Below are 13,269 nucleotides of genomic sequence, written 5' to 3' on the forward strand. Positions count from 1 at the left end.
CGCATTCCCGGTCCATCGCATGCTGCGACAATAACAGGAATCCTAAACGGATGCTTCCGTCTCGATCAATCCACTAGCGCGGGATCGGCAGGGCTTGCGAATGGTTCAAAGCCTACGGATCTCGGGATCGGCAATCTGCCTTAGCGTACGTTCGGAAAGACATTCTGCGATGTCCCCAACTTGGTCAAGGAGCGGGTGCTACCAGTTAGCACGCTCGCGTGGGCTGCACGGTTTATGACGCGGCGTGACGCTTGCCTGACCGTGCAATCTTCGGAGAGGCCCTGCCCCGCGCGGTCCACCGCAAGGATGATTCAACCCGACTCATAATTGTTGCGTAGGAACGGCAGCGACGCATCGTGGGCGCATGGAACAGCTGATCACGCATGCCTGCGGTCACGTGCAGGCGCATCACCTCGTCGGCTATGCCAGCCAGCAGGAGCGCAAGGCGCGCTGGTTGCAGACGACCGACTGCCGGTCCTGCTACATTGCTGGCAAAAGGGCAGAGCAAACCGAGGCCGCGCTTCGGAATGACGCTGCCATCGCCCATCTCGAACTGCCCGCACTTGCCGGTAGCGATCGGCAAATTGCCTGGGCAACGACGATCCGGGCCGGCTGCCTGGCCTCCATGCTCGCCAGCCCAGAGATTGGCACCGGCTGGCAAAGCTGCCTGACCATCATCGACGCAAAGTGGTGGATCGATCACCGCACGCTGACCGGTGCCGATCTGATCAGCAAGGCGGCGAGCACCACTACCGCGAGTACGATAACGGTCGATGCCGCTTCGCTTCATCCACAGACGGCGTGATCTAAGATCGCATACATGCCGCATTTGAGGTACGGCACACCTATGAGACGATGAGGTGGAAACCCCCTGCCGCTGCTGAATCTTGCATGCTAACAGGCTGGCAATGCTCAAAATACGAATGCGGCGGCTAGCTGCCCAAGGCGATCATGCCACTGAACGCCTTGCCGGGATCAGGGCCTCGATCGAAATCCTAGACGACGAGGACGTCCTCGACCTTGCCGACATCTTCAAAGCAATGCCGGGCAGCGTACTGGGCCAGATCATTCAGGCAGAGATGACCAGGCGCAGCATCAGCCTCTAGTCGATTCGCCTTCAGGCACGGCTTCGTCAGCGCGCGCCGTCCAAATTTGCCACCATCCAGGTGTTTAGTGCGAGCAGCTGGTACATCGGCTTGGCGATGAGCCGCCCCCCCCATCACGTCAATCCATGACTAAAGCATTTGGCCTAGCGCCTGCGAGACGCCGCATGCGGCAAGGGCGCCTTCTTTACTGCAATTGTCAAGGGGGTCGCGCGCTTCTCACAGGAGCGACCTATCGTTGCCTGGAGGTTCTTGCTCGATGGGGGAGTAGATGCGAAGCCGTGCCGTCATGCAACGGACTTAATAGCCGTGAAATATTATTTCAATTCTCATCAGAATAGTCATATGATTACTTTGGTCAATATTCCTACTGTGTCCCGTAAAAAAAGGACCGGCGGAAGCCGGTCTGAATTTTTGGAGAGGATACTTTAATAAAGTCGGTGCTATACGCCCGCGGACTTTTGGGTGCAAGCGCGACGGAGAACCTCTTAGCTTTTGTAGCTGGTCATAGTTTGTCCTTGAGACTCTTGGCCGGCGTGAATGACACCTTCTTGGATGCCGGGATTGTCATTGCCTCCCCAGTAGCCGGGTTACGGCCCTGGCGTTCCGGGCGATCCTTGACGACGAATTTACCAAAACCATTGATGGACACCTCGTCACCCTTCGCCACCGCGATAGAGATTTGATCGAACACCGCGAGGACCGCAGCGCGTGCGCTGGCCTCGCTGGAACTTGTCGCACCAGCTACGTTCTTCGCTAGTTCACCGATATTCATATGGATGATGCTCCCAGTAGATCGAATGCTCCTTATCCTTGCCACCGCTACCGCGGCAAGGCGGGACGCAGCCCCATTGATGGAGCTCACCACATGGCAGGTATACCGATTATCTGCATCGTCCCTACCCTTACCCCCTTTTGTGCACGACGTCGCCGATGCCAGTAACAGATCGCCCCATCAAGATGTTTTACAACTTCATCCGGATGCTCGGCCGGCTTATGGATGAAACAGAACAGTGCCATCAGCGCTGACACCTGAAGGTGCAGACGAACTGGCACGAACGAGCATGCCGGGACGGCCGAACTCGATCCGCCTTCGCCATTTTGCCGGTTCACTTATTATCTGGTTGCCATGGGCGTGACACCGCCAGGAACTGTTACCGACGCGCAAGCCAAAAAGACAGCACTGTCAGAAGATTACGCGATCTATGTGCCGCAAGCGAGGGACGCTAGCAGACGAATTTCGAATAGCAGCGTGCTCAATCCAAGGGTGAAATCAACTCCGCAGCCGCGCTAACACCCTTGCCGCGACGTTGCTGCGCGCGGCGAGCTTGCGCCCGTAGCGCAGCGCGGTGGACGGCGACGACCAGCGCAGCGCCTGCGCGATCCCGACCCCGTCCTCACCGGCGGCAAACAGATCCTGCGTCAGCCCGACCCGCAGCGAATGCGTTGACAGGGCACGCATCGCCGCCTCGACCTCGCCGACCGGCATGACGACCAGCCCCTGATCGTAAGCGGCCAATGCCACGCGGCGGTAGATCGCATTGACGCCCTGACGGGTGAGCGCGGCAGTGCCGACGGTATAGACGGTGCGCGCATCGCGCGCCGGCGTGCCGCGCAGTCGTTCCTGCCAATGGCGCGTGTTGCCGGGAATGGCGTCATAGGGCACCGGCGGGACCGCCACGCGCGCGCGCCGACGATCGATCCCGACCCGCCGGAAGATCGGGCCGCTGCGGATCTCGCTAGCCTCGAGCCAGGCGCCGACCCGGCGCATGGTGTCGGGCGACAGCCACGCCCAGGCGCCTTGCCCCTCCTGATCGGTCTTCGACGAGGCGATAAACAGCAGCGCCGAGCCGTCGTCGTGCGGATCGATCCGCTCTTCCTCGACCGCGACCAGCTCGCTGACCCGCAATCCCGCGTCATAGCCGAGCGACAGCAGCGCGGCATCGCGCAACCCTTGCAGATCGCCGCCACAGGCCGCCAGCAGCGCGGACAGCGTGAAACCCTTGACCTGTGGATCGAGCACGGTCCCGAGGCGCAAGGGCGCCGCCTGCCGCTGCGCGGCGCCGCGGCGCCGGCGCACGCCCTTGAGCGCCGCGCGCACCATCGCATGGCTGGTCGGCAGCGCCTGCGCGGTGAGGCCGCAGAGCTGGTGGATGCTGGCGAGGCTCGCGATCCGCCGTGCCATCGTCGCCGGTCTGGCGCCGCGCGCCTCGAGCATGGCGAGATAGCGGACGAGCGTCTCGGGGTCGGCGGGCAACGGCGGCCGCCGCTCGTCGGCGCACCATGCGGTGTAACAGACCAGATCGGCGGCCAGCGCCGCCTGGCTCGCCGCGGCGATCGAGGCGAGCTGGGTCGTGAAGCCGAGTTCGCTGACCGGCGCGACGTCGGCCGGCAGCGCGGTGGCGATCAACCGGGTCAGCCGGACGTCGGCCGCCTCGGCGGCCCCCCGCCGCCCCCGGGTCGGCAGACCGACGCCATCGGTGCGGTGAATGACGACCTCGCTCATCGCCGCGGACCGGCCGTCGTCAAACCCGCATTTTGCATGGCGTTCCTGCCTCCAAACCTACTGCCGTTGTTACCATAATGTCCGATTATGGTAAGTCGATAAAAAGCGATCAATAGACTGCCTAGCAATTCGATTATAACTGTCTTACTGTCTGACGATGACTCAGGCCTGGTCCACGCTTGCGCATCGTCTCGGGCGTCTCGATGGCGCGGTGCAGTTCGCTGATGCCCCGCATCGCGCGATGATCGCCCAGGCCAGCGTCGCGGCCGCCTGGCGTGCCTTCCTTCGCGACGCCGGCGCCGGTGACACAGGGATCGCCCACGCCGGCTCGCCAGATGCCGCATCGATTGTGCTCACCGACGATCCGCGCCGTGATGCCGTCGTGCTGTGGCTGGCCGACCACGGCACGCCGGCGATCGCCGCAGCGGCAGCCACTATCGCGCGCATGGTCGACGCGCGGCAGCGCTTCGCGCCCGACGCCATCGCTCTTATCGAGGCCGCACAAGCCGCGTTGCAGGCCGGCAGGGCCAGGGGTGTGCTGGCCGGCGCCACCGGCTTGCCCGACCTGGACGGCGAGGATCCGCTACACAGGGTCCATGCCGCGATCGGGGCGATCGACGCGCTCTTTGACGATCTCGATTTTGCCGAGGCGCAGGGACATCAGGCGTCGATCGAACTGCCGGCCGGGGCCTTCCATCATCATGTCACCGCGGTGCCAGCGGGCTGCTGGGCGCTTAGCCTCGCGCTGCTGGGCGAGCGTACCGCTGACCTTTCGGGCGTGGCTGGCGCCATCCCCCGCGCGGTGTTCAGGCGCGATCTCGACGCTGGGGAGCGCGCCGCCTTTTTCTGCGACCACTGGACCCGCACAGCGCTAGAGAGCTTCCTGTGCGTCGAGCAGATCCACCGGCGTTACGCCCGCGGCACCGCGGCGCTGGTGGATCGCTCGCGCAACGCCCGCGCGCGAGACGCGTGGGCGCTGATCGTCGCGCTGGGGCCGCTCCGGCGGATCCACGTCGCGCGCGCCCTAGCTTTGTCGCGCGCTGGAGCCGACATTCAGGCGCATGCGCTCGCACGCGCGCAGCTCGTCACGCTCGAGACCGGTGGGCGCATCCAGCCGACACGGTCTTCAGCAATCAGCCGCACGTCAACCCGCCTTGATGACTTAGCCCTCGCTGTCGCAACCGATGATCTCGATGCCAGCTTGGCGTTGGTCAATCGGCTGTTGGCGACGTCCCCAACCGGCTTAGCTCGACCTGCTCCAAACGCTGCAGTTGCCGCGAGAGAAAACGACGGCGGTGGTCAATGATGACGAGACGTTAGCTGCTTCGCTATCGGCTTTGTATGATGAGGAAATCCGTAGTCGGCACATACGCCTGATCCTCAAGCAAACCGCTGGCGCTGCCGATCACAGTCCGCGCAGTACAGCGCGGGCAAATAGCGGTCCACGCTCCAACGTCTGAAGTGTTCGGGTAACCATCATTCGTCTCGCCACCCCCGAATGTCACCGGCATCGAACATGGCGCAACAGGACACTCGCTTGGAGGGTTCGATTGCGGCTATCTCACGCTTGTTGCCTGTTGTGTGAGGCGCGACCTGGCCATCATGGCCGCGCTCGTTTCTGGTTGCATAATTTGAGCATTGTGGAGCACTGATGTAACCGCAAGCGGGGAGCGCCTTAATCTTAAGATCGAGATTTTTGATGTAAGAAATGCGATTAATTTGACCTTTTCCCGAAGCCGGGCTTAGGTGTTCAGTCCCGGCATCTGGTGGATCGGTCGACGATGAACCGATCTGGCTCTGACGTCCAGATCTTGGCGATGTATTCGTAGGGTGTAAGGCCGCTGAGCGTCTTGAGCCGGCGGGCGAAGTTGTAGGCGGCCATGAAGTCGGCGAGTTGTGTGCGCAGCTGGTCATGGCTGTCGTAGTGGAAGCATTTGACGGTCGCGACCTTGATCGTCCGGTTCATCCGCTCGACCTGGCCGTTGGTCCACGGGTGGTTCGGCTTTGTCAGTCGGTGCTCGATGTCGTTCGCCTCGCAGATCATATCGAAGCGCATCTGGCGCGACCAGGCGGTGTTGCGGTTGTGCGGCTGGTCGGCGAACTGGATGCCGTTATCGGTCAGGATCGTGTGAATGCGGTACGGTACAGCTTTCAGTAGGTGTTCCAGGAATTCCCACGCTGTCCGTCGGTCGGCTTTGTCGACCAGCTGCGTGATCGCAAATTTGCTTGTGCGGTCTATGCCGACGAACAGGTAGAGCTTGCCTTCGGCAGTCTGTACCTCAGCGATATCGATGTGGAAGAAGCCGATCGGGTAGCGCTTGAAGCGCTGACGCTTCGGCTTGTCGCCCTCGACATCCGGCAACCGTGAGATGCCGTGCCGCTGCAGGCAACGATGCAGCGCTGACCGGGTCAGGTGCGGGATCGACGGCTGCAGGGCGTAGAGGCAATCGTCGAGCGGTAGTACGTGTACCGTCGGAACGCCACAACCATCGCCTCTTCAGCCTCGGTCAAGGTGGTCGAATGAGGGGCCTTCGGCCCGGTCTTCAGATCCTCGACCGTCGCCCTCTTACGCCACTTCGCTACCGTCTTCGGGTTGATCCCCAGCTCACGGCTCAGCGTCGCGAGCGAAGCTTGCGATCGCTGTATTGCTGCTCTGACGGCGTGCGTGGTCGTGGCGCACCCATGACGAACTTGTCCCATGCGGCTTCCTTCCATTCCAACGAAAGGATCGCACCATCAAAACGTGGGATCAAACACCTAGCTAACGGATGAGTAGAAGGCTCGCTCTCAGACCTGCTTTCTGAAGAGCCACGTCAATCCTCGAATTTATCATCGGGGAGTATTGAGCCGCATCGCTTTCGTTAAATGCAATGCGTTGCGTGCCCCTTTAAAAGAGCCCTGCTCCGCCGTATCCCGGCACTTCCAAGGCAATCCCGCCGCTGCTGTCATTAGCGTTTGCTAATCACGTGTGACGCACTGCACTTAATCGTCACCAATTTCCTGACGATACAGCAGCCGGACGGCTTCGCCGATTACGTCTGCGATCGCCCGTTTACGAGACGGATCCGCGTCGCGAAGTTGGTAGATCATGGAGGCAACGCCTGGCTCTAGCCTCGTGTTGATCGCTACGGATCGGTTGGCCGTCGGGCGCGCCGGACGGTGGAAAGCTGTTCCAGCTGGTGCTGCTGACGCTGCGGTGCCATCAGTTGCTGGTCGAGGAATCGGAGGAGTTGCCGGTCGCGACGGGAAGCCCGCCTCGTCGCTGATCTCGCGCAAGACCGCAGGATTTTTGCTTGCTGGCGTGTCATCGAAATCTGACAAGTCCAATCTTGCCCTCGTCATACGCCCTTCTCCCCTGCCCTATTGGCTCTTAGTTGATTAATAACTGCAGCGGCATAGGCCTCGGCGTTTTCCTGAGCTGCCTTGATGTTCCCGACACCTTGCTCACGCAGAGTTCGTAGGGTGCCACCCGCCGCGAACATCACACGATAGGCTTCTCGGTTATAGATCATCACCGGAATAACAGGCACCTCGGCGCTCATGAACTGCTCTGTGATATCTCGCTGGTTATTAGACCGCAATGCCGGCGGCATTTGGCTGAATAGAATTACAAACGGAATGTAGGTTCGAGTTCCACGCCCAGTTTGCTTCACCAGCTTTATTGCTCGAGCCGCTTGCGTAGCATCGAGATGCGACCCCTTACATGGGATGATAACTAAATTACTTTGAGCTATCGCGAACGTAACCGCGGCCGTGGCCGCACCCTCAAGATCCACTAACGTGAACCGCGCCTCTCCGACACCACGCTCGATCTCGTCAATAATTCTGTTTTCGTCGCGGCAGGCCACAACGCTGATCGATTCAGGCCGCCCCGGCAATTCGGCCCAGTCAACCAAGGGCAGGTTGGGATCGGCATCAATTATTCGGACGGTGCTGCCAGCGTCAGCTAGCTCGCCCGCCAATAAAAGGGTTGCCGTCGTTTTCCCAACACCCCCCTTCGGCGATACGAACGTAATCACTGGCATTCTGCATCCTAACTGAAAGCGACCTGCTACCAAACTGTATGAGATTATAAGCGTAGTGCTGGTTTGGCGCAAGGCTCTCGCTCGTGCGTTGCATGGACTTCGGCTCTCGATCTGTCTGGCTGCCCAACCCTATTGCTACCATATTGCTTCGCTTGCGGTAGATTGTCACATCCATAGCGCAACCGTCGTACTGTCGTAGTGAATGCATCGCCCAGGAGGCGCAACTGGCTGCCGAGTCCCAATGCTAGTATCCTGCTAACTTTCACGAATTTGATCGCCGAAGTTTACATCGTAGTGGCTACGGCGATCAATATTCGATCGAGGTGCGACCAACATAGACCAGCATCAGCGATCTCGCTGACGTCCGATTAGCGTTCTTGAAGAGCCTTCAAGCCAGGTGGCGCTGATCTCGCGATAGCAAAATGGTGCAGCGACGCGTCAGACGTGGTCGCAGGATTGTTGCATGAGGTAGAAACATTTAGGATCAGGTCAAATTGATGTGAGCGCCGCGATCTGACGCAGACGGCCCGCGAGGAGACCTTGATGAGCGACCTGTTTCGGCTCACGGACGAGCAGATCGAGCTGCTGCGCACCAAATTTGGGCGATGATGGAGGAGCAGATGGATAGGGAGAGCCGCATCTTGGGCGAGCGATTGAAGCGCCTTTGACCGGTGATGGGCCAGCTCCTCTAAATTCCAGCAAGTCGCTGTCGACCTTGTCGTGCACCACGTGATGCGGACCGATCGCTGCGCCGTGCGGCGCGACCACTACCCACCGTTTGCCACCTGTTAGCGCAGGGTCGCCAAATAACTCGAAGCCAAGCGTCTCGACAAAGAAAGCGATGGCGGTGTCATGTTTATCGGCGAGGAGGGCGAGCAGATACAAGCACCGCGGCACCCGGTGAAAATGCTTTAATATGCATGCCGCGCCCACTCCCACTTCCCGTCTGGGATCGTCGATCAGGAAGGCGGCTACGAGTTGACCATTCCGGGGTAGCCCAGCGATGCACCCCGTGCTCACGCGGGCGCGGAAGACATGAAATCAGATCACCGGCGACCTGACCACAGATGGTCGATCAGACAGACTTCACATAACCCGTTCACCGCACCGTCATTCGCGGACGCTAGGACCGGAACAGTGGCCTCATCGTTCTTCGGGGCGGGTGTAAAGATAGGATTGTCGTTTTGATGAAGCTCGGTAAGTTTGTCCTGGCGTTGCTTGCCACGCCTGCCGTCACCGGAGGGTTCGCCGGCGTGGCGCAGGCGCAGGAAATACAGGCGCAGCGCTGGGCCAATATTCAGGCCACGGCCGATTTGCGCGACCGGATCGTCGCGACGGAGCAGCGGATTGCCGAAGCTCAGCGCGGCAACGCTGTTTCGCGTGTCCGAGCTGCGACACTCCGCCGTCAGGTCGCACAGGTGCGCACCGGCATGACACGCCTTTCGGATCAGCAGGGTTTCGTCAGCGCTGCCGAACTAGCGTCCTATAACCGGACCCTCGGGGGGATCGACGTGGAACTAGATCGCCGCGGCGTCGCACGGAGCTACGGCAAGGACGCACTCGTCGCGTCGAACCGTGCCGGACGGACGGGCGCGGTGAAATACAACTGCCAGAACGATCCGATCGTCATCTCCATCGGAGGCGACCGGCTCGATGCCGCCCTCTCCGAATTGGGCCGGGTGACCAGCTGCCCGATCTCGGGCACGGAACTCGCTCGGGGCCTGCGATCCCACCCGGTGGAAGGCACGATGCCGCCTGCCGCCGCCTTGCAGGCTATGCTCAGCGGTACGGAACTTCAGATGCGAACGATTAGGCAGGGTTTCCAAGTCGTCCGCGTGCCTCGATGAGAACGGACATTCGAACCGAGTTGGGAGGCTCTGGTGATAGTAGCGGGATCGGTGCGGAGCCACGTCTTAGCGCAGCGCTGACCCGCTGATCGACAACGTCGGTTTTCGATGGGAACGCCTCCCGAGAAGGGGGGCGTTCCCACAGGGATGGTGTTCTGGGAAGGCGGGGTGCCGACCTAGCTCCATCAAAAAGGCTCGGCTAACGGTTCTTCATGTTCTCTGCCGTCCTATTCGATCTCGACGACACGCTGCACGACCGAGCAGGTTCGTTACGACGATTTCTAATCAAGCAGCATCAGCGTTCGTTCATGGGCAGGGTTGGGGTAGAGAACTTCGTTGATGATTTTAGCGTCTTGATGCTCATGGCTCGATTGCAAAGTCCGTCTTTTATGCGCGCTTGATGACGGAGCTTGAAATCGACGATGTTCCGGGAAATCTGCTTACTGCCGAGTACGGAAGAGATTTTCACCAACACGCCCGTCCAGCCGATGAGGCGTTGTCTCTCCTGACCGCTCTTCGACAGACAGGTATCAAACTGGGCGTTGTCAGCAACGGCTGGACTGATTTCCCGCAGCGCACAGTAGATGCAATTGTTGTCTGCGATGCCATGCACGCTATACTCATTTCGGAGGCTGAAGGCTTGTGAAAGCCGGATGCTCGCCTCTTCCAACGTGCAGCCGATCGCTGAGTATCACACCTGAAGCATGCCTCTTTGTAGGTGATAGCCCGGTTGCCGACGTCCTCGGCGCTCAAATTGCGGGAATGCGATCAGTTTGGCTGCGTCGCGGCATGGAATGGCCGAGCGAACACCCGCCCGCGATGCTCCGCGTCGATGATCTTCTCGAAATCCTAGAGCTAGCGTCTGGACCGCCGCAACGAATGTAGTTGCGATTGAAGCTGCAACGACCGTCACCAACTCGCCCGTAGGAGTTTGCGGCGGTCCGCCTTTCCCGTTTAGGAACGGCCAGCGAGACGGCCGAGGCCGTCCCACAAACGATCCAGACTGTGTGAAAAGCCGCGTCCGTGATTCCGCCCGGTCGCGGATCGGCGTATGCTGCGGGCATGGCGTATATTGAGGGTCACGCGCGCGACCAGGCGCTGCTGCTGCCGGCATCGGTCGAAGACTATGTGGCGGCTTACAACCCGGTGCGGTTCATCGATGCCTTCGTCGAAGATCTCGATCTGGGCGACGCAGGGTTCCTTCGAACGCAGCCCAGAGCCACCGGCCGACCGGGCTACGATCCGGCCGACATGCTCAAGCTGTACCTGTACGACTATCTCAACCGGGTGCGGTCGAGCCGCCGCCTCAAAGCGGAAGCAACGCGTAATCTCGAACTAATCTGGCTGCTGCGTGGACTGCGGCCCGACTTCAAGACCATCGCCGACTTCCGCCGTGACAACCGCTCCGCATTCAAGGCGGTGTTCCGCGCCTTCGTGTTGCTGTGTCGCAAGCTCGACCTGTTCGGGCGCGAGCTGCTGGCGGTGGACGGCACGCGGCTGAAGGCGGTGAACAGCCGGACACGAAACTTCACTAAGGCCAAGGTCGACAAGTACATCAAGTCCGCCGACGAGCGGCTGGAGAGGTATCTCGCGCAGCTCGACGATGCCGACCGCGGCGAGGAGGCGGGCACGACCAGACGGAGCGAGGCGCTGGCGGCGAAGATCGCCAGGGTGCGCGAGCAGCGCCAGGTCAGCGAGGCGATGCTGGAACAGTTGAAGGCCAGCGGCGAGAGCCAGATTTCGCTTGCCGATCCCGACGCGCGTGCGATGGCGGCCCATCCCAAGGTCGGCGTCGGCGACAACGCGCAGGTTGCGGTCGATGCGAAGCACAAGCTGATCGTCGAACAGCATGTCACCAATGCTGGCAGCGATCTCGGTTTTCTGGCCGAAACGGCAGGGGCGGCGAAAGACCTTCTCGGCGTCGAGCGGATCGATGTCGTCGCCGACATGGGATATTACATGGGCGAGGACATCGCCGCCTGCGAACGGGCCGGCATCACGCCCTATGTCGCGCGCCCCCAGCGCGGCACTGCGGTCGGCGACGGTCGCTTTCCCAAAGAGCGGTTCCGCTACGATGAAGCCGCGGACTGCTATCACTGCCCCGGCGACCAGCGCCTCGATACACGCTACCGCTGGCTCCAGGGCGGTCACATCATCGTGCAATATTCAAACCCGCACGCCTGTGGCGGATGCGAACTCAAGGCGCAGTGTGCCCGCGGAAACTTCCGCCGTATCACACCGGTCTGCGCGTTGTTGTAGCCGCCGACGTCCTCGGTCAGCCGGTCTATCTGTTCCGACGCGAGATTGCGCGTCGCCTTGAACATCAGATGCTCGAACAAGTGGGCGAAGCCCGACCGGTCGCGCGGGTCGTCGCGACCGCCGACGTCGTACCAAACCTGTACGGCGACGTTGGCGGTAGAGGAGTCACGGATGGCGTAGACGCGCAGTCCGTTGGGCAAGGTGCGGATGCTGTAGGCGAGCAGCTTGATCGCCGCGCTGCCGGACGCCGGCGTATCGACAGGTCGGGCGAGCGCGGTGAACGGCAGCGCGCAGCCGGCCAGCAGGGTGAGGGCGGTCAGCCGCATTGTCGTTGTCCCTTGTCGAGGATCGTTCGCCGCGTCTCGATCAGACATCGGGGTTGGTTGCAGAGGCTCAGCCGAGAATCGCCACGGTTGATCGCCTGGGGTTTGACTCGACCGGATTTGATCCGGCACGGGCGTGTAACGTTTAGCCCGTCGGTTCCATCTCGCCACGCGAGGATGCCGAGGGCGAGACGTGGGGAACGCCACTTGGTCGAGAATCGCACAACGTGCCTGACCGGGCTCGGCTTACCTCGCGCACTGGTTTTTGATCGAGAATGTTCGCACGCAAGTCGACGATTGGCCGTATCGTTCTGCTCCTGCTCGGCGCAGGAACCGCCCACACTGCTATCGCCGGCTTGCCGGGCGACTGGAACGCGACGCTCTTCGTTCCATCCCCCTCCCTCTCCGCCCCCGCGGCGACGCTTCGCCCGACCGTTCTTGATGCGACCTCGGTTGACGTGTCGCCCGATGCCGTCGCCTCCGATCCCCAAGAACTGGAGTGCATAGCCAAGGTCATCGTCCACGAGGCCGGCAACCAGCCCCGCCGCGGCCAGGTCGCGGTCGCGCAGGTTATCCGCGCGCGTATTAAGAGCGGTCGTTTCGCCGACACCGCCTGCGGCGTCGTCAAGCAGCGCGGCCAGTTCTTCGACGTCGATGCCTACGATCCCTCGCGTACCGACGGGCGCTGGACGGCCGCCATGGAGATTGCGTCGGAGACGCTGAGCGGCTCGGGCGACGAGGTTGCGCCAGGTGCACTCTTCTTCCATTCCGTCGGCGCGGCGATGCCGTCGCGCATCCGCGTGGCGCAGATCGCCGATCACATCTTCTATCGCTGAGCTTGTCACGGCGCGTCACCCGCGCCCTGCTCGCCCGGCTGTTCCCTGCCGAACCGCGTCGCCTGCGCTGCCTTCCACCGCGCACGGATCGCGCCGCGCGGCACATCGAGGCGCCATGCCGCGGTGGTGCGGCCCCACCAGTCGATCGGTGCCCTCAACGTCTCGGTAAGCGGGGTCGACGTCAGCTCGTCGAACCAGCCGCCGATCGTCGGCGCGTTGGCCAGCGCGAGCAGTGCCGAGGCGATCGCCACGGCGGTGCTGGTCCAGCATAGCGGGCGCGCCGCGTCGATCGCGTCGCCGAGTATCAGCACCGGCGAGCCGACCTCGGCGATCTTTCCCTGCTCAGCGCCTATCGTCATCGTCGGCGTCT

Annotated in this window: 14 protein-coding genes and 1 pseudogene; 7 read left to right on the forward strand and 8 right to left on the reverse strand. The window is 61.7% G+C overall.

What is annotated here, in order from left to right; all coding sequences use genetic code 11:
* The first annotated feature begins 364 nt into the window (after positions 1–364).
* Together AC07U4_RS20145 and AC07U4_RS20150 are read left to right on the forward strand one after the other, a co-directional pair.
* Positions 365–805 (forward strand): hypothetical protein, encoded by a 441-nt coding sequence (locus AC07U4_RS20145; protein WP_495196762.1) that lies wholly within the window; start codon positions 365–367, stop codon positions 803–805.
* Between the two features lie 103 nt (positions 806–908).
* A complete protein-coding gene (locus tag AC07U4_RS20150; RefSeq protein WP_495196763.1) occupies positions 909–1,106 on the forward strand; it encodes a hypothetical protein in 198 nt (65 codons plus the stop codon).
* Positions 1,107–1,608: 502 nt separating this feature from the next.
* Here the strand turns inward: AC07U4_RS20150 and AC07U4_RS20155 are convergent.
* On the reverse strand, positions 1,609–1,878 hold the full coding sequence (locus AC07U4_RS20155) for an HU family DNA-binding protein (RefSeq protein ID WP_495196764.1): 270 nt from the start codon (positions 1,876–1,878) through the stop codon (positions 1,609–1,611).
* Positions 1,879–2,376: 498 nt separating this feature from the next.
* Positions 2,377–3,609, reverse strand: coding sequence for a site-specific integrase (locus tag AC07U4_RS20160; protein ID WP_495196765.1), 1,233 nt, complete (start codon positions 3,607–3,609; stop codon positions 2,377–2,379).
* A 157-nt stretch (positions 3,610–3,766) separates the two neighbouring features.
* On the opposite strand from AC07U4_RS20160, the gene AC07U4_RS20165 reads away from it, so the two are divergent.
* Positions 3,767–4,915, forward strand: coding sequence for a hypothetical protein (locus AC07U4_RS20165; protein ID WP_495196766.1), 1,149 nt, complete (start codon positions 3,767–3,769; stop codon positions 4,913–4,915).
* Positions 4,916–5,351: 436 nt separating this feature from the next.
* On the opposite strand, the pseudogene AC07U4_RS20170 reads toward AC07U4_RS20165, so the two are convergent.
* The 3 genes and pseudogenes from AC07U4_RS20170 to AC07U4_RS20180 form a co-directional block, all read right to left on the reverse strand.
* Positions 5,352–6,309 (reverse strand): annotated as a pseudogene (locus tag AC07U4_RS20170) (IS481 family transposase).
* A gap of 638 nt (positions 6,310–6,947) precedes the next feature.
* The gene (locus AC07U4_RS20175) at positions 6,948–7,634 is read right to left on the reverse strand and encodes a nucleotide-binding protein (protein ID WP_495196767.1); all 687 of its coding nucleotides are present in this window, start codon (positions 7,632–7,634) and stop codon (positions 6,948–6,950) included.
* A 489-nt stretch (positions 7,635–8,123) separates the two neighbouring features.
* The gene (locus AC07U4_RS20180) at positions 8,124–8,519 is read right to left on the reverse strand and encodes a hypothetical protein (protein WP_495196768.1); all 396 of its coding nucleotides are present in this window, start codon (positions 8,517–8,519) and stop codon (positions 8,124–8,126) included.
* A 302-nt stretch (positions 8,520–8,821) separates the two neighbouring features.
* Between AC07U4_RS20180 and AC07U4_RS20185 the strand changes: the two genes are divergently transcribed.
* Positions 8,822–9,481, forward strand: coding sequence for a hypothetical protein (locus tag AC07U4_RS20185; protein WP_495196769.1), 660 nt, complete (start codon positions 8,822–8,824; stop codon positions 9,479–9,481).
* Positions 9,482–9,776: 295 nt separating this feature from the next.
* Here the strand turns inward: AC07U4_RS20185 and AC07U4_RS20190 are convergent, their stop codons facing one another.
* Entirely contained in the window at positions 9,777–10,094 is a 318-nt protein-coding gene (locus AC07U4_RS20190) for a hypothetical protein (protein ID WP_495196770.1), read from the reverse strand.
* A 29-nt stretch (positions 10,095–10,123) separates the two neighbouring features.
* Here AC07U4_RS20190 and AC07U4_RS20195 point away from each other — a divergent pair, with 29 nt between their 5' ends.
* Entirely contained in the window at positions 10,124–10,366 is a 243-nt protein-coding gene (locus tag AC07U4_RS20195; protein ID WP_495196771.1) for an HAD family hydrolase, read from the forward strand.
* Positions 10,367–10,543: 177 nt separating this feature from the next.
* Positions 10,544–11,740 (forward strand): IS1182 family transposase, encoded by a 1,197-nt coding sequence (locus tag AC07U4_RS20200; protein WP_495196772.1) that lies wholly within the window; start codon positions 10,544–10,546, stop codon positions 11,738–11,740.
* Here the strand turns inward: AC07U4_RS20200 and AC07U4_RS20205 are convergent.
* Complete coding sequence (locus AC07U4_RS20205) at positions 11,629–12,066, reverse strand: M16 family metallopeptidase (protein WP_495196773.1); 438 nt, start codon at positions 12,064–12,066, stop codon at positions 11,629–11,631. The genes AC07U4_RS20200 and AC07U4_RS20205 overlap by 112 nt on opposite strands.
* 272 nt (positions 12,067–12,338) lie before the next feature.
* Here AC07U4_RS20205 and AC07U4_RS20210 point away from each other — a divergent pair, with 272 nt between their 5' ends.
* Entirely contained in the window at positions 12,339–12,899 is a 561-nt protein-coding gene (locus AC07U4_RS20210; RefSeq protein WP_495196774.1) for a cell wall hydrolase, read from the forward strand.
* A gap of 5 nt (positions 12,900–12,904) precedes the next feature.
* On the opposite strand, the gene AC07U4_RS20215 is transcribed toward AC07U4_RS20210, so the two are convergent.
* On the reverse strand, positions 12,905–13,258 hold the full coding sequence (locus AC07U4_RS20215; protein WP_495196775.1) for a hypothetical protein: 354 nt from the start codon (positions 13,256–13,258) through the stop codon (positions 12,905–12,907).
* Between the last annotated feature and the right edge of the window lie 11 nt (positions 13,259–13,269).

The organism is Sphingomonas sp. GW821-FHT02B09 (genome assembly GCF_059421875.1).

Coding starts and splice junctions, on each gene's coding strand:
- AC07U4_RS20145 (WP_495196762.1), top strand. CDS start 365: ATGGAACAGCTGATCACGCATGCCTGCGGTCACGTGCAGGCGCATCAC.
- AC07U4_RS20150 (WP_495196763.1), top strand. CDS start 909: ATGCTCAAAATACGAATGCGGCGGCTAGCTGCCCAAGGCGATCATGCC.
- AC07U4_RS20155 (WP_495196764.1), bottom strand. CDS start 1,878: ATGAATATCGGTGAACTAGCGAAGAACGTAGCTGGTGCGACAAGTTCC.
- AC07U4_RS20160 (WP_495196765.1), bottom strand. CDS start 3,609: ATGAGCGAGGTCGTCATTCACCGCACCGATGGCGTCGGTCTGCCGACC.
- AC07U4_RS20165 (WP_495196766.1), top strand. CDS start 3,767: ATGACTCAGGCCTGGTCCACGCTTGCGCATCGTCTCGGGCGTCTCGAT.
- AC07U4_RS20175 (WP_495196767.1), bottom strand. CDS start 7,634: ATGCCAGTGATTACGTTCGTATCGCCGAAGGGGGGTGTTGGGAAAACG.
- AC07U4_RS20185 (WP_495196769.1), top strand. CDS start 8,822: ATGAAGCTCGGTAAGTTTGTCCTGGCGTTGCTTGCCACGCCTGCCGTC.
- AC07U4_RS20200 (WP_495196772.1), top strand. CDS start 10,544: ATGGCGTATATTGAGGGTCACGCGCGCGACCAGGCGCTGCTGCTGCCG.
- AC07U4_RS20205 (WP_495196773.1), bottom strand. CDS start 12,066: ATGCGGCTGACCGCCCTCACCCTGCTGGCCGGCTGCGCGCTGCCGTTC.
- AC07U4_RS20210 (WP_495196774.1), top strand. CDS start 12,339: ATGTTCGCACGCAAGTCGACGATTGGCCGTATCGTTCTGCTCCTGCTC.
- AC07U4_RS20215 (WP_495196775.1), bottom strand. CDS start 13,258: ATGACGATAGGCGCTGAGCAGGGAAAGATCGCCGAGGTCGGCTCGCCG.